16 protein-coding genes are annotated in these 16071 nt (G+C 65.8%); 15 read left to right on the forward strand and 1 reads right to left on the reverse strand.

What is annotated here, in order from left to right; translation table 11 throughout:
• Nucleotides 1-23: 23 nt before the first annotated feature.
• Nucleotides 24-818, reverse strand: a complete 795-nt coding sequence (locus ACX3O0_RS04200; RefSeq protein ID WP_459091399.1) for a peptidylprolyl isomerase — start codon at nt 816-818, stop codon at nt 24-26.
• A 138-nt stretch (nt 819-956) separates the two neighbouring features.
• Here ACX3O0_RS04200 and ACX3O0_RS04205 point away from each other — a divergent pair, with 138 nt between their 5' ends.
• From ACX3O0_RS04205 to ACX3O0_RS04275, 15 genes are all read left to right on the forward strand, one after another.
• Nucleotides 957-2288: a replication-associated recombination protein A gene (locus ACX3O0_RS04205; RefSeq protein ID WP_459091400.1), complete on the forward strand. Its 1332-nt coding sequence runs from the start codon at nt 957-959 to the stop codon at nt 2286-2288.
• Between the two features lie 211 nt (nt 2289-2499).
• The gene (gene rpsD / locus ACX3O0_RS04210) at nt 2500-3129 is read left to right on the forward strand and encodes a 30S ribosomal protein S4 (RefSeq protein WP_459091402.1); all 630 of its coding nucleotides are present in this window, start codon (nt 2500-2502) and stop codon (nt 3127-3129) included.
• 146 nt (nt 3130-3275) lie between these two features.
• A complete protein-coding gene (locus ACX3O0_RS04215; RefSeq protein ID WP_459091404.1) occupies nt 3276-3506 on the forward strand; it encodes a hypothetical protein in 231 nt (76 codons plus the stop codon).
• Between the two features lie 66 nt (nt 3507-3572).
• Nucleotides 3573-6227 (forward strand): alanine--tRNA ligase, encoded by a 2655-nt coding sequence (gene alaS, locus ACX3O0_RS04220; RefSeq protein ID WP_459106891.1) that lies wholly within the window; start codon nt 3573-3575, stop codon nt 6225-6227.
• A 1-nt stretch (nt 6228) separates the two neighbouring features.
• The gene (gene ruvX, locus ACX3O0_RS04225) at nt 6229-6693 is read left to right on the forward strand and encodes a Holliday junction resolvase RuvX (protein ID WP_459091408.1); all 465 of its coding nucleotides are present in this window, start codon (nt 6229-6231) and stop codon (nt 6691-6693) included.
• 2 nt (nt 6694-6695) lie between these two features.
• A complete protein-coding gene (gene mltG / locus ACX3O0_RS04230) occupies nt 6696-8075 on the forward strand; it encodes an endolytic transglycosylase MltG (protein WP_459106892.1) in 1380 nt (459 codons plus the stop codon).
• Between the two features lie 4 nt (nt 8076-8079).
• Nucleotides 8080-8949, forward strand: a complete 870-nt coding sequence (locus ACX3O0_RS04235) for a shikimate dehydrogenase family protein (RefSeq protein ID WP_459106893.1) — start codon at nt 8080-8082, stop codon at nt 8947-8949.
• A gap of 30 nt (nt 8950-8979) precedes the next feature.
• Complete coding sequence (gene aroC / locus ACX3O0_RS04240; RefSeq protein WP_459091414.1) at nt 8980-10188, forward strand: chorismate synthase; 1209 nt, start codon at nt 8980-8982, stop codon at nt 10186-10188.
• A gap of 7 nt (nt 10189-10195) precedes the next feature.
• Nucleotides 10196-10729, forward strand: a complete 534-nt coding sequence (locus ACX3O0_RS04245) for a shikimate kinase (RefSeq protein WP_459106894.1) — start codon at nt 10196-10198, stop codon at nt 10727-10729.
• 46 nt (nt 10730-10775) lie between these two features.
• A complete protein-coding gene (gene aroB / locus ACX3O0_RS04250) occupies nt 10776-11861 on the forward strand; it encodes a 3-dehydroquinate synthase (protein ID WP_459106895.1) in 1086 nt (361 codons plus the stop codon).
• Between the two features lie 127 nt (nt 11862-11988).
• Nucleotides 11989-13503 (forward strand): HNH endonuclease signature motif containing protein, encoded by a 1515-nt coding sequence (locus tag ACX3O0_RS04255; protein WP_459106896.1) that lies wholly within the window; start codon nt 11989-11991, stop codon nt 13501-13503.
• A 181-nt stretch (nt 13504-13684) separates the two neighbouring features.
• Nucleotides 13685-14119, forward strand: a complete 435-nt coding sequence (locus ACX3O0_RS04260; RefSeq protein ID WP_459106897.1) for a type II 3-dehydroquinate dehydratase — start codon at nt 13685-13687, stop codon at nt 14117-14119.
• Between the two features lie 65 nt (nt 14120-14184).
• The gene (gene efp, locus ACX3O0_RS04265) at nt 14185-14748 is read left to right on the forward strand and encodes an elongation factor P (RefSeq protein WP_459093342.1); all 564 of its coding nucleotides are present in this window, start codon (nt 14185-14187) and stop codon (nt 14746-14748) included.
• Nucleotides 14748-15161, forward strand: coding sequence for a transcription antitermination factor NusB (gene nusB / locus ACX3O0_RS04270; RefSeq protein ID WP_459093343.1), 414 nt, complete (start codon nt 14748-14750; stop codon nt 15159-15161). Before efp ends, nusB begins: the two co-directional genes overlap by 1 nt.
• An 88-nt stretch (nt 15162-15249) precedes the next feature.
• On the forward strand, nt 15250-16068 hold the full coding sequence (locus ACX3O0_RS04275; RefSeq protein ID WP_459106898.1) for an ABC transporter ATP-binding protein: 819 nt from the start codon (nt 15250-15252) through the stop codon (nt 16066-16068).
• Nucleotides 16069-16071 lie beyond the last annotated feature (3 nt).

The following is a 16071-nucleotide window of genomic DNA, read 5'->3' on the forward strand; positions in this document are numbered from 1 at the left end:
GCACCCGCCTATTCCACAATTCCTTATTCCACGCTGACGCCGGTGATCGTTGTCGAAACCACCGGTGCGCCATCGTGCGCCCCATCGGCCACGCCCTTGCTGGCGATCTGCTCGATGAGCTGGTCGAGCCCGGAGGTCACCTGCCCGATCACCGTGTAGCCGCCGGCAGCATCCGCCTGAATGGTGGTGTCCTCGTAGACGATGAAGAATTGGTGGCCGTTGCTGAAGGCATCGCCGCCGGCGCGCGCCATGGCGATCGTCCCGGCCGGGTACACGTTGTCGGCTGGCGCGTTCTCGATCGGGCCGTAGCTGTAGTCAGGGTCCCCTGAACCGGTACCGTCGATCGAGCCGCACTGGAGGACGAAGAAGCCGTTATCGGTGAGGCGGTGGCAGGTCTTGCCGGGGAAGTAACCGCTCTGCACGTCGCCAATGAAAGCGGAGACCGCCTGCGGTGCTGCTGCGCCGTCGAGCTGGATGCCCAGGGCGACGTCATTGAGAGTGAGTTCGCCGGTCCAGGTCCGCGCCTCGGCGAGAGACGGGTCGGGCACGGCCTCGGCATTCGAGCCCTCCTCGACCGGATCGACCGGATCAGCCGACTCGACCGGCGCAGGCTCAGGGGCCCCCGGGCCGGCGGTGAAGTACAGAACCTGGGTCACGGTGGCCAGGGTGATGACGAGGACGGCGATGACGACCCAGATGACGTTGTCCCGAACACGGCGGCGAACGGTGTGCGAGAACACCGCCTGCCTGGCGTTGTAGCGGCGGAGGCGGTCCCGTGCCGCACGTGCATCGCGTTCGGCTGTCTTGCTCGGTGCCACTTGTCCTCCGTCGATAGTGCGTGGTCGTCGATACTGCGTGGTCGATAGCGCCTGGCTGGCAGGGTGCCTGCTGCCCCCAAGAACTTTAGCCGACCTGACAACACGGGGGTGTCTGGCGGTGGCCGTAGCATTGAGCGCATGGTGGACGGGCAGCTTGGTTTACGCGGCGGCGCGACCCCACTCGCCGTTCGGATGCGCCCGCGCAGCCTCGACGAGGTCGCCGGACAGAAGCACCTGCTGGGTCCTGGCTCCCCGCTGGTGAGCCTGGCATCCGCCGATTCGGACACTCAGGGATCCGTCTCCGTGATCCTTTGGGGCCCGCCGGGAACGGGCAAGACGACCCTGGCGCAGGCCATCGCCCACAGCTCAGGGCGAAAGTTCGTCGAGCTGTCGGCTGTCAACGCGGGGGTCAAGGATGTACGGGAGGTCATGGAGGCGGCACTGTCGTCCCGCGACCTCTACGGGGTCTCCACCGTTCTCTTCCTGGACGAGATCCACCGGTTCTCGAAGGCGCAGCAGGACGCGCTTCTGCCTGGGGTGGAGAACGGGTGGGTGATCCTCGTCGCGGCGACAACCGAGAACCCGTCGTTCTCGGTGATCTCGCCGCTGCTGTCCCGTTCGCTGCTGTTGACGCTTCAGCAGTTGAGCGATGACGACCTCGGCATCCTGATCGACCGCGCCGTCTCCGACCCGCGGGGCCTCGACGGCAAGGTCGACCTCGATCCGAAGGCGCGTGCGGATGTGATCCGGCTGTCGTCCGGTGATGCGCGCCGGGCGTTGACGGCCCTCGAAGCCGCTGCAGCATCCGCCACCTCGGTCGCTGGTTCCGCCCGTCCAGTGATCACCGCAGAAACCGTCGCGCTGGCGGTCGACCGCGCCCTGTTGCGTTACGACCGCAATGGCGATGAGCACTACGACGTGATCAGCGCCTTCATCAAGTCGATCCGTGGCTCCGACGTGGACGCCGCGCTGCATTACCTGGCCAGGATGATCGAAGCGGGGGAGGACCCGCGGTTCATCGCCAGGCGCATCATCATCAGTGCATCGGAGGACATCGGCATGGCCGACCCGCAGGCGATGGTCATCGCCAGCGCCGCGGCCCAGGCCGTGCAGCTGATCGGCATGCCGGAAGGCCGGATACCCCTCGCCCAGGCAGTCGTCTACCTGGCGACAGCGCCGAAGTCGAACGCCTCCTACCTGGCGATCGGTGAAGCGATTGCGGATGTCCGGGCAGGCAACTTCGGACGCGTCCCCAAACCGCTGCGTGACGCCCACTACGCGGGGGCGAAGAAACTCGGCCACGGAAAGGGCTACATCTACCCGCACGATTCCGAGTTGGGTGTCGCGGAGCAACAGCATCTCCCGGACGAACTCCGGGACCGCCAGTACTACCGTCCGCAGGAGCGCGGGCATGAGCGGGAGATCTCAGCCCGGTGGGAGAAGCTGCGGCGAATCATCCGGGGCAAGTGATACTATTTACTCCGTCTAGAGCGGGAGTTGCGCACGGCTGCAGCAACTCCAATGCTCAAGGGCAGCGTTCCCAGGGGCATTGTGTTTCCCGGGAACCAGGTTCTTTAGCCGAACCGGCCCGCGACACCATCCCTCTTCTATTTTTCGCGGGTCGCATCCGCGTGCGCGAATCCCTGTCAGAAGACCGATGAAAGCATGTTGAAAGGAAACCGTGTCTACCAAGTCACGTACACGTAGCAAGACCCGCCTGTCGCGGGCACTGGGCATCCCGCTCACCCCGAAGGCCGCCAAGGGCTTCGAGAAGCGCCCGTATCCTCCGGGAGAGCACGGCCGCACCAAGCGCAAGACCGACAGTGACTACGCTGTCCGCCTGCGCGAGAAGCAGCGCCTGCGTGCCCAGTACGGCATCCGCGAAGCGCAGCTGAAGATCGTCTTCCAGGAGGCTCGTCGCGCCGAGGGCCTGACCGGTGAGAACCTGGTCGAGCTGCTCGAGATGCGCCTCGACGCCATCCTGGTCCGCGCCGCCATCGCCCGGACCACCGCGCAGGCCCGCCAGATGATCGTGCACCGTCACATCATCGTCGACGGCCAGCGTGTCGACCGCCCGTCGTTCCGTGTCAAGCCCGGCCAGTTGGTCGCGGTCCACGCCCGCAGCGAGGGCATGGAGCCGTTCCAGGTTGCGGCAGCCGGCGGTCACGTCGACCTCCTGCCCAAGACCCCGAGCTACCTCGAGGTTGAGCTCGACAAGCTGCAGGTGCGCCTCGCGCGTCGCCCGAAGCGCGCCGAGGTCCCGGTGACCTGTGAAGTGCAGCTCGTCGTCGAGTACTACGCAGCCCGCTAGGGTTTCGCAACACTTGAGCCGAAAGCGGGTCACCGGATGGTGGCCCGCTTTTCGCGTCCCCGGGCGGCGCATCTCCGCCCGCTTCGGGCGAGTAGCGCTCGGCAAGTAAGCTTTCAGCATCCACCAGACCAATGAGGAGCACGTTCATGAAGAACCTACTGTTGCTGATTCTCGGTGCCGGGATCGGCTTCGTCGCCGCCCACCAGATCAACAAGACTCCGGAGGGCCGGCAATTCTTCGAGGATGTCGACTCGGTTGCCCGCGAATTCACCGGGGCCGTTATCGACGGCTACAAGTCCCGCGAGGCTGAGCTGCGTGCAGCGGTGGCCGAGGCGGAGGAGACCATCGCCGACCTCTCCAAGCGCGTGCAGGACTGACCGCTTCTCCCGCAACCAACCGATCATTGCGACCGGGCGCTGCCCGGTCCACCACTACAGGACTCCATGCAAACCGCTGAAATTCGTCAACGCTGGCTCGACTTCTTCGCTGGGCGGGGCCATACCGTCGTCCCCTCAGCCTCGTTGGTGAGCGACGACCCGACGCTGCTGTTCACGATCGCCGGCATGGTTCCCTTCATCCCGTACCTTTCCGGTCTCATCCCGGCTCCGTACCCGCGCGCCACCAGCGTGCAGAAGTGCATCCGCACCCTCGACATCGAGGAGGTCGGCAAGACCACCAGGCACGGCACGTTCTTCCAGATGAACGGCAACTTCTCCTTCGGCGACTACTTCAAGGAGCAGGCCATCGCTTACGCCTGGGAGCTGCTCACCTCGAGCGAGGCCGACGGCGGTTACGGCTTCGCGGAGAAGGACCTCTGGGTCACCGTCTACGAGGATGACGACGAGGCGGCAGCGCTCTGGAAGAAGATAGCCGGGCTGCCGGATGAGCGGATCCAGCGGCTCGGCGCTGCGGACAACTACTGGCACACCGGCCAGTCCGGCCCCGGTGGCCCCTGCTCGGAGATCTATTTCGATCGTGGCCCCCAGTACGGTCCGGACGGCGGCCCCGCAGTGGACGACACCCGGTACCTGGAGATCTGGAACCTGGTGTTCATGCAGTACCTGCTCGACGACGTGAAGAGCAAGACCGACTTCCGTGTCGTGCGCGAACTCCCGAAGAAGAACATCGACACCGGTATGGGCCTCGAACGGGTCGCGTTCGTCAAGCAGGGAGTCGACAATCTTTACGAGATAGACCAGGTGCGCCCCGTCCTGGACCGTGCCGCTGAACTCTCCGGCCGCAAGTACGGTGCAGACCACGGCGACGACGTGCGGATGCGTGTGGTTGCCGACCATGTGCGATCCGCCCTGATGCTGATGGCTGACGGCGTGAGGCCGTCCAATGAGGGCCGTGGCTACATCCTGCGCCGGCTGCTCCGCCGCAGCGTCCGTGCGATGCGGCTGCTGGGCGTTGACGAGCCTGTTTTCGCCGAACTGTTCCCCGCATCCCGGGACGCCATGAAATCGTCGTACCCGGAAGTCGGTCACGACTATGGCCGGATCTCCCGCCTCGCCTATGCCGAGGAAGAGACGTTCCTGGCGACGCTCGCCACCGGGACGACGATCCTGGATGTCGCGGTGGCGGACACGAAGAAGGCCGGAGCGGCTGAACTGGCCGGAGACACGGCGTTCCTGCTGCACGACACTTTCGGCTTCCCGATCGACCTCACGCTGGAAATGGCGGAGGAGGCCGGTCTGACCGTCGACCGCGGCGCCTTCGACACGCTCATGCAGGAGCAGCGAACCAAGGCGAAGCTCGACGCCAAGTCGAAGAAGACGCTGCTCGCCGACCTCTCGGTGTATGGCGAGTTCCGCGCCAAGGGTGAGACCGTTTTCACCGGGTACGAGTACCTGCAGACCGAGAGCCGCGTTCTCGGCCTCATCGTCGACGGACTATCGGTGGATCGTGCAGCTGCCGGCGACATCGCCGAGGTGATCCTCGCTGAGACCTCGCTCTACGCGGAATCCGGTGGCCAGGAGGCGGATGCCGGCACGATCGTCGGCCCCGGCTTCGACCTCGAGGTACTCGACGTGCAACGACCGGTCAAGGGTCTGGTGAGCCATCGGGTTCAGGTGACCAGCGGTGAGGTCGCGGTTGGTGACCAAGCAACAACGGTGGTCGACCCGGAGTGGCGTCGCGGGGCAACCCAGGCGCACTCGGCTACGCACCTGATCCACGCGGCTTTGCGTGAAGTGCTGGGGCCGGATGCCCACCAGTCCGGTTCGTACAACAAGGCCGGCTTCATGCGGCTCGACTTCAGCTGGAACCAGGCGTTGTCGCCTGCCACCCGCAGCGAGATCGAGGAGATCACCAACAACGCGATCCGGCAGAACCTCGAGGTCGAGACGCGCATCATGCCGCTGGATGAGGCCAAGGCCCTCGGCGCCATGGCGTTGTTCGGGGAGAAGTACGGCACGACGGTCCGGGTCGTCGACATCGGCGGTCCGTGGTCACGGGAACTGTGTGCCGGCACGCACGTCTCGCGCAGTGCGGAAGTCGGCCTGGTCAACCTGGTGAGCGAATCATCCGTCGGCTCAGCGAACAGACGGGTTGAGGCGCTCGTCGGCATGGACGCCTTCCGCGATCTCGCGACCGAGCGGGCGATCGTGTCCCAGCTGACCGCAAATCTGAAGACGCCGCGGGAACAACTCTCGGAGAGGATCGCCGACCTGATGGCGAGCCTGAAGACCGCGGAGAAGAAGATCGCCGAATACGAGTCTGCCGCGCTTTCCGAGCGCGTACCGGCGCTCGTGCAGGGTGCCCAGCGGATGGGCGAGCTCACGGTTGTGACGGAGGACGTCGGCATCCTGAACTCCTCAGATGACCTGCGGTCGCTCGTCACCGCCGTGCGGGGCAGGCTGCCAGAAGCGGGCGTTGTCGCCCTGGCCGCGAGCATCGACGGCAAGCCCGCGGTGATCGTAGGAGCAAACGAGCCGGCCCGAAACCGGGGCGCCAAGGCGGGCCAATTGGCCAAGACGGCTGCCGGCATCCTGGGCGGTGGTGGCGGCGGCAAGGACGACCTTGCGCAGGGCGGCGGGTCACGGCTTGACGCCATTCCGGAAGCGCTGACGGCCATCCGCGACGCACTGAGGGGCTGAGGTGCTCCGACCCGGAGTGCGCATCGGAGTCGACGTCGGCAAGGCACGCATCGGCGTAGCGCGCTGCGACCCCCACGCGATGTTGGCAACCCCGGTCGTGACGGTGTCCCGAGGCGAGGGTGACCTGGCGGCGATAGCCGGACTGGCTGCCGAGCTGGAGGCGATGGAGGTGGTCGTGGGCCTTCCGCTGTCGCTGTCCGGCGCCAGGACGGCGTCGACGGATGATGCGGTCGGCTTCGCGGCCCAACTGGCGGCCAGGGTGGAAGTTCCGGTAAGACTTGTTGACGAGAGATTGTCGACGGTGACCGCCCAGCAGGCTTTGCGCGCCTCCGGACGCAACTCCAGGAGTTCGCGCCCAGTGATTGATCAGGTCGCCGCAGTGATAATTTTGCAGCATGCCCTCGACTTCGAGCGCTCGGCGGGAAGTCCCCCCGGAGAGCTCGCTGACCCGGACGAAGGATCATAAGCGTGGCGCCAGATTCGAACGGACCCGGTGACAACTGGGACGACATCTTCACAGCCGACCCCTCGCCCAGCCAGCAGCCGCCCAGCCAGCAGCCGACTGACCAGCAGCCGACTGACCAGCCGCCGGTTCCTGCGGGGACGGAGCAGCCCCAGAGCCGCCGGCAATTGCGGGAAGCAGAAGGCCGCAGGGCACCGGAAGCACCGCCGAGTCAGCCGGCTGCGCGGCCGGATCGACCCGCCGCGAAGCCGCGTCGAGGATCGGGCGGGCGCGATGGCAGGGGTGCCCCGAAGAAAAGACGAGGCAGGGGCTGGATAATCGCGCTCAGCATCGTCGTGGTGCTGCTCGGCGGTACCGCAGTGGCGACATCCTGGGCCTGGGCCAACTACGAAGACCAGATCCGTAAAGTCATGGGCTGGGAACTGCCGATCGATTATGAGGGCCCTGGCCACGGCGAGGCGACCGTGGTGATCAAGAGCGGCGACGGTGGACAAGAGATCTCGGCAGCGCTCACAGAGGCGGGCGTGACGCGTACCAGCGAGGCGTTCTACACGTTGCTGCTGGCACAGGACCCCCAAGTGGTGTTCTTCCCCGGGCACTACCAGCTCAAGCAGGAGATGAGCGCCAAAGCCGCGCTGGCAGCCCTTCAGGACCCGGCCAACAAGATCGAGGCATCCGTTCTCATCAAGGAAGGCTGGAGTGTCGACCAGACGATCGACGCGCTGATTGAGGGGACCGGGCTGGCGCGCGAAGACTACGAGGCTGCAGTGGCAGACCCCGCTGCCTACGGTGTTCCGGCCGAGGCGCCGAGCCTCGAAGGCTACCTCTTCCCCGCCCGCTACACCTTCGACCCCGGAGTGGATACGGCCAGCGTCATCAACACGCTGGTCGCGCGCACCTTCCAGTCCCTGGACGCGGCCGGTGTTGCGGCGGAAGACCGCCACCGCGTACTGACCATCGCATCGTTGATCCAGCGAGAAGCCGGCTCCAACCCGGACGACTTCTACAAGGTGTCGCGAGTCATCCAGAACCGCGTCGACCAGGGCATGCTGCTCCAATTCGATTCCACCTCGCACTACGGCTACGCCTGGAAGCACGGCGAGAGGCTGGAGAGTTCCGTCTTCACGTCGAAGGAAGAACTCGCGGATGACAACCCGTACAACACCTACAAGCATTCTGGGCTGCCTATCGGGCCGATCGGGGCTGCCGGTGATCAGGCGATCGAAGCAGCGATGAACCCAGTCGCTGGAGACTGGCTGTACTTCGTCACCGTGAACCTGGAGACCGGGGAGACCAAATTCACCAACACGAATGCCCAACACAATGCGGCCGTCGAGGAACTGCGCAAGTGGTGCCGCGAGACCCAGAGCCCGAACTGCGACTAGGCCCGTGAGTATCCAAACTGGTTTCAGCGGGACGCCGAGGCAGCTCGCGGTACTGGGCAGCCCCATCACCCATTCACTGTCTCCGCGGCTGCAATCGGCCGCTTACGACACGCTCGGGCTTCCCTGGGAGTATCAGGCGATCGAGCTGACCGGCGACCGGCTGGCCGAGTTCCTGGACACCCGTGACCAGCAATGGCGGGGCGTCTCGCTGACAATGCCGCTGAAACGCGAGGTGATCCCGCTTCTCGACACCCTCGACGAGGTCGCTGAGTTGACCGGCGTGGTGAACACCGTTCTTCTCGACGGTGGGACCCGTCGCGGGTTCAACACCGACGTAGCCGGCATGACCAGGGCCTTCACAGCGAGTGGCGTCAACCGGCTGGATAATGTCGTGATCCTGGGCGGCGGTGCGACGGCTGCGTCCGCCCTGGTTGCGGCGGCCCGGCTGGGTGCCGCATCCGCCCGGTTCTGGCTTCGCACCCCGTCGAAGGCGACGGCGCTCGAACACCTGGCAGCCGAGCTGGACATGGACGTGCAGTTGTGGTCGTTCTCCGACGTCACGGCTGATGTCGGGCATCCGGATGCTGTGGTCAGCACCATCCCGAACGGTGCAGTGGTCAACGTGATGTTTCCCGAGGACGTTCGGCGCGGATCGGTCCTGTTCGATGTCGCCTACGACCCGTGGCCCACCACGCTGGCGCAGACCTGGACCAGCGTCTCCGCCCCGGTCATTTCGGGCGCCGAGTTGCTGATCGAGCAGGCACTCGTCCAGGTGCGCATCTTCGTCACCGGAGACCCGGAAACCGAACTGCCTGACGAGCAGAAGGTGCTGGGGGCCATGCGAGCCAGCATGTGGCCGCTCGCGCAGGATTGAGCCTCATCGCGCCTGTGGGAGGATTCATACATGCTTCGTTGGTTAACCGCAGGTGAGTCGCACGGCCCGGAATTGGTGGCCATCCTCGAGGGGCTCCCTGCCGGCGTTCCGGTATCCATTGACGACATCAGGGCCGACCTCGCCCGCCGCAAGCTCGGCTACGGCCGCGGCGCTCGGATGAAGTTCGAGGAAGACGAACTCACTATCTCCGGAGGGGTGCGCTTCGGGGCGACCATGGGCAGCCCGATCGCCCTTCGCATCGGCAACACCGAGTGGCCACGCTGGGTCGATGTCATGAGCGCGTCCCCGGTCGACCCCGAAACGCTGCCCAAGGGGCGCGGAGCGGCGCTTACCAGGCCTCGCCCCGGCCACGCCGACCTGGTCGGCATGCAGAAGTACGGGTTCGATGAGGCGCGCAACGTCCTGGAGCGTGCGAGCGCCCGGGAGACAGCGGCACGAGTCGCCCTGGGGGCTGTGGCGCGCCAGTTCCTGATCCAGTTGGGCATCCGCCTGGTCAGTCACACCCTGGCAATCGGTACCGTGCGGGTCCCGGAAGGCGCCCGCCTGCCCACCGCAGCCGACGTCACGGCCCTCGACGCCAACGCGGTGCGCTGCTTCGATGCGGCCACGACGACGGCCATGGTTGCCGAAATCGATCAGGCGCACGACGACGGCGACACCCTCGGTGGGGTCGTGGAGGTGCTTGCCTACGGCCTGCCGCCCGGCCTCGGTTCGTACACCCACTGGGACCGACGGCTCGATTCTCAGCTGGCAGCGGCGCTCATGGGCATCCAGGCAATCAAGGGCGTCGAGGTGGGGGACGGGTTCCTCACCACGACCAGGCGCGGCTCAGAGGCGCACGATGAACTCTTCCAGAGCGAAGGGGGGATCATGCGGTCAACGGACAAGGCGGGTGGCACCGAGGGCGGTATGAGCACAGGCACCGTGCTTCGGGTGCGCGCAGGCATGAAGCCGATCGCGACGGTTCCGCGTGCCTTGCGCACCGTTGACGTGGCAACCGGAACGGCGGCGGAGGCTCACCACCAGCGGTCAGACGTCTGCGCTGTTCCTGCAGCCGGCGTTGTGGCAGAGGCCATGGTGGCGCTCGTGTTGGCCAACGCGGTGCTGGAAAAATTCGGCGGAGACTCCGTTGCCGAGACGGCACGCAACCTCGACGGGTACCTGGCAGCCATCCCGGATGCCGTGAAGACGACCGGTTCTACCGGCCCGTTCGCGTAACCGCGCCATGTCGCCCCGTCCCGTTGTCGTACTGATCGGCCCGCCGGCAGCCGGAAAATCGCGTATTGGCCGGACAATCGCCAAATACCTGCAGCTAGGGTTCGTTGACACCGATAGCGCGATCGTGGCCGAACATGGACCGATCGCCGGCATTTTCGAGACCAGCGGCGAGGCGGCGTTCCGCCGGATCGAGCGGGCAGTGGTCGCCCGGTCGCTGGAGACGGACGGCGTCGTGTCGCTGGGCGGCGGGGCCGTGATGGACGAAGGAACGCAACAGGCATTGCGCTCCCACCGGGTCGCCCTGCTCATGGTCACTGCGGAGGCTGCAGCGCTGCGAATCGGCGGTCAGAGCGCTCGTCCGTTGCTCGCTGCCGACATCACCGAGGATCGGCTGGCTGCCTGGAAACGCCTCGTCGACTCACGGCGCAGTATCTACGAAGCGCTGGCGAACAAAACCTGGGACACATCGGCGAGGCCCATCACGGCGATCGCCCACGAGGTCGCGGAGTGGGCGAACGCGGACATGCAAACACACGTATGACGAACGCAAAGATTACAGGGGCCGAGATGACAGGGATGACAGACCGATGACGAAAACCATCACCGTGGCGGGAACGACGGCCGGGGGAGCGCAAGACTACGACGTGCTGATCGGCCGTGGCATCCTGTCCCAGCTCGCCGAATTGATCGGGCCGGATGCTCGAAAGGCCCTGATCGTCCACCCACCAACGCTCGCTGCGCGTGCCGCCGAAGTGCGGGAGTCGCTGAACGAACACTACGAGGCACTCCTCGCCGAGATCCCAGATGCTGAGGCGGGGAAGCGAATCGAAGTCGCCTCCTTCTGCTGGCAGGTGCTGGGGCAGTCCGACTTCACCAGGTCGGATGTGATCATCGGCCTCGGCGGCGGCGCGACCACTGACCTTGCGGGGTTCGTCGCTGCCACCTGGCTTCGTGGCATCCGGGTCATTCAGGTGCCCACAACGCCGCTCGGCATGGTTGACGCCGCCATTGGGGGGAAAACCGGCATCAACACCAATGAGGGGAAGAACCTGGTCGGAGCCTTCCACGCGCCGGTGGGCGTACTCGTCGACCTCGACACGCTCGACGGGATCAGCCGGATGGAGATTCTGGCCGGCTTCGGCGAGATCGCCAAGTGCGGCTTCATCGCTGAGCCCGAAATCCTGGACCTGATCGAGCGGGATGTCGACACGGTGACCGACGCCAACAGCGACGAGTTCCTCAGGGTGATCGAATTGTCGATCGGCGTGAAGGCGAAAGTGGTCAGTGAGGATTTCCGGGACCACGGCGCCCGTGAAATCCTGAATTACGGTCACACTCTCGGCCATGCCATCGAATATTCCGAGCGCTACCAGTGGCGCCACGGTGCAGCGGTCGCGGTGGGCATGATGTACGCCGCGGAGCTGGCTCGGCTGACCGGGCGGCTGTCCGACGAGGTCGTTGACCGGCATCGGAGCATCCTGGAGTCCCTCCAGCTGCCGACCACCTACCCGGTTGGCCGGTGGAACACGCTCCTCAGCGTCATGAAGCGCGACAAGAAGGCCAGGGGAGACCTGCTCCGGTTCATCGTGCTGGACGACCTCGCGAAGCCGACAGTGCTGGCGGGGCCCGACCAGAGCCTCCTCTTCGCGGCCTACCAGGAGATCGGCGTCTGAGCGCCCGCGCCCACTCCGTCGTCTTCTCCTCCACAACCCGCTCGCTTCCCTTTATCCACAGCAAATCTGTGGAGAAGAAGTACTCACATTCGCTAGAATAAACCTTCGAATGTGAGAGAATAGTGGCATGTCCCAGTTCACCGATTCCCTCAGCGTCATCGCGGCGGCCGCCGCCTTGCTGCCGCGGGATTCGGCGACCCTGGCCGGCCTGCCCGAAGAGGAACTGTTGGCCATCCCGGCCCTGTTCGCGAACATCACCCGGCAACTGGAGCCCTCCCTCGCCGCCACCGCCGGGGAGATCGCCCGCCGTTCCTCCTACGACTTGGGCTACCAGGGTTTGGCGCAGAAGGGTGGGTTTCGCACTCCGGAGAAACTGGTGCAGCATTTGACCGGGTCTACCTCCCGGGAGGCGGCGAAGCTGGTGCGCACCGGGGGGATCATCCACGAAGCCGAACTGATCACCGAAGCCGAACGCACCGGCGAAGTGTCCCCGGAGTTGACCCAACCGTGGTTGGCCCCGGTGGGCCGGGCGGTGGCCGCGGGGGTGTTGTCGATGGAGGCGGGCGAGGCGATCCGGGTCGGCCTGGGGGTCCCGACGGAGGACATCACCGCCGAGCTGCTGGCTGAGGCCGCCGCCCAACTCGTTGAATTTGCCAGCCCCAGCGGTCTCGACTCGGCCGACCCGGATGCCCGGGTAGCGGATTCGTTGAATGCCGACCAGTTGCTGGATCGGGCGAGGAGCTTGCGGGATGAACTGGATGAGGCGGGCATCGCCGACCGGGAACGCGCCCGCCACCAGGCCCGATCCTTCAAACGGTACCGGCGCGGTGATGGGATGACCGTCTACACGATGCTGGCCGATCCGGAGAACGCCGCCTACCTCGACTCCATCTACGATTCCCTGACCTCGCCCCGCCGGGGCGGTCCCCGGATGGTGGATGTCACCGCGAAAGCCCACGATGAGGCGATCGAGGCCGACCCGCGCAGCATCGAACAACTCTCCTTCGACGGGTTCATGGCCGTGCTGCGGATCGGGGCCGACACCGACACGAAAACCGCCACCTGCAGTGTGCTCGGCGCCCGGCGTCCCGCCGTCCGAGTCCTGGTCACCAAGGACACCCTGGATGCCGGCACCGGGCATGGCCGGATCGAAGGCCAGACCGCCCCGGTATCGATCGAAACGGTCGAGAGGCGCCTGTGTGAGTCCGGGATGGTGCCGGTCACCTTCGACCGGGACGGCCAATGCATCGATTTGGGGCGGGAACAACGCCTCTACAGTGCCCTGCAACGCATCGGCCTCGCCGCCCGCGACGGCGGCTGCCGGTGGCCCGGCTGCACCAGCCCCGCCACCTGGAGTGAAGCCCACCACATCCACCACTGGAAACGCGACCACGGCACAACCGATCTGGCTGACGGGATTCTGCTCTGCCGGCACCACCACATGCTCCTGCACAACAACCACTGGGAGATCACCCGCACCGGCGCCACCTACTGGTTACACCCACCCGCCAATATCGACCCCACCCGCACCCCCCGGCTGATGCCGCACAAATCCGCCACCCTCGCCGACCTCCAACGAGAACAACAAGAACGGCAAGACCGAGACGGGCGAGAACGAGAACGCATCCCGCTCACCGGGTAGAACTCTGCCCCACAACGCGCGGGCCTCGACAGGCTCAACAGGTTTCGACGAGCTCAACCAGCGGGGCGCAGGTTTCGACACTTCGACGAGCTCAGTACACCGCAAGCTAGACCAGCGGGGGCGGAGCGCACGCTCACCAAACCGGAGAACCCGCCCACAGCATGCTCGATAGGCTTGCCCCATGACTAGAGTGCTGGTGCTGAACGGCCCGAACCTCAACAGGTTGGGCACCAGGGAGCCGGATGTCTACGGCACAGCCAACCTGGACGACCTGCGTGCCAGCCTGGCCGAAGTTACCGGCACGGAGATCGACCTGCGGCAGACCAACGATGAGGCCGAACTCATCGGCTGGCTGCACGAAGCCGTCGACACCCGCGCCGCAGTGATCCTGAATCCGGCAGCATTCACGCACTACTCCTACGCCCTGCGGGACGCCGCTGCGATGGTGACCGGTGCTGGACTCCTGCTGGTGGAGGTGCACATATCCAACCCGCACGCCCGTGAAGAGTTCCGCCACACCAGTGTCATCTCAGGTGTTGCAACCGGCGTCATCGTCGGCCTCGGCTTCGACTCCTACCTCCTCGCCCTCGACTACATTCGGCGCACGGCCGCCTAACCGGTAAACTTTCCCTTCGGCGCACTCGCCGCAGCTCATCCCCAATCGAACGGATCAATTGACGCATGGCTTCTACCGCTGACATCAAGAACGGTGTGGTTCTCAACATGGACGGCGGACTGTGGACCGTTATCGAGTTCCAGCACGTCAAGCCGGGCAAAGGCGGTGCGTTCGTTCGCACCAAGGTGAAGAACGTGCGCACCGGCAAGACCGTCGACCGCACCTTCAACGCCGGTGCGAAGATCGAGACCGAGACAGTTGACCGGAGCGACTTCCAGTACCTGTACAAGGACGGGGACAGCTTCGTCTTCATGAACACCGACAACTACGACCAGATCACGCTGAGCGACGTACAGGTCGGCGATGCGCCCAACTTCATGCTCGAAAACCAGAACGTGACGATCGCGCTGCACAATGGCGACCCGCTCTACGTGGAGCTTCCGGCATCCGTCGTCCTGGAGATCACCTACACCGAGCCCGGCCTGCAGGGCGACCGTTCGACCGGCGGTACCAAGCCGGCCACCGTCGAGACCGGCTACCAGATCCAGGTGCCGCTCTTCCTCGACCAGGGCACCAAGGTCAAGGTCGACACCCGCACCGGTGACTACCTGGGACGCGTAAACGACTAGTGAGCGCCCGCACTAAAGCGCGCAAGCGCGCCGTCGACCTGCTCTACGGGGCAGACCTCCGCGAAATCTCACTGAACGAGGCAATCGCCGTCGAATCGGCCAGAGCCGAAGGGCAGCCTGACCGTGAAGCCTCCTGGCGTTACGCCAGAGAGATCGTGGTCGGAATCACCGAACACGGCGATGAGATCGATGAACTCATCGAGACCTACGCCCAAGGCTGGACGATCGACCGGATGCCCACCCTCGACCGGGCGATCGTGCGAATCGGCATCTGGGAGATTATGTTCAACGATGAGGTGCCGGACTCAGTCGCGGTCTCCGAAGCCGTGAAACTGGCGTCAGAGCTCAGCACCGACGACTCAGCCGGCTTCGTGAACGGTCTCCTGGGACGCATCACCCAGCTTCGCTCGTAGGGCCAGTGTTTCGTCGCGTTACGCGCCTGCGTTTCGCACTGTTACAACCGGCGTAGGCGGCCGGCCAGGCGGCTCATAGTCTCCTGCTGTGACCTCAACTACAGCGACCCCGGCACGTACCGCGGCCCGCGCTTCCGCCATCACCGTCCAGCGCGTCGGCAGGGTTTTCGACGGCGACCGATCGGTGCTCAGCGGCATCGACCTGACCATCGACGCCGGCGAGATCGTGGCGCTCCTCGGTGCCTCCGGCTGCGGAAAATCCACACTTCTGCGGCTCATCTCTGGGCTGGACGCGCCAACCGTCGGCCACGTCGCGATCGATGGCACGCCGGTCGACGGGATCGACCTGCGCTGCGCAGTCGGTTTTCAGGAGCCGCGGCTGCTGCCGTGGCGAACCATCGCCCATAACGTCGAACTCGGCCTCCCCAACGGAACGCGCCGCGCCGGCGGTGCACGAAGGGTCGCCGGGCTGCTCGAGCTCGTCGGGCTGGGCGCGGCGAGCGGCCTCCGCCCACGCCAGGTCTCCGGCGGCATGGCCCAGCGGGTCTCCCTCGCCAGGGCGCTCGCGCGGGAACCCGGCGTGCTGGTTCTCGATGAACCGTTCGGGGCGCTGGATGCGCTGACCCGGCTCCAGATGCAGGACCTCCTTCTCGACATCCACGCAGCGGAGCCCACCACGATCGTGCTCGTCACCCACGACGTCGAAGAAGCGCTTTACCTGGCCGACCGGGTCGTGCTGCTCGGGGAGGATCCCCGCACACCGGGGTCTGGTTCCGGCATCCGCTCGATTATCGACGTGCCTGGCGCGCGCCCGCGAGACCGCGGGGATGCGCACCTTGCTCACCTCCGCGCCGAGCTGCTTGGCGGCCTCGGCGTACCCACCCATCGCAGCACCACATCGAGTTAAGGA

The organism is Homoserinimonas sp. A447, from assembly GCF_054489325.1.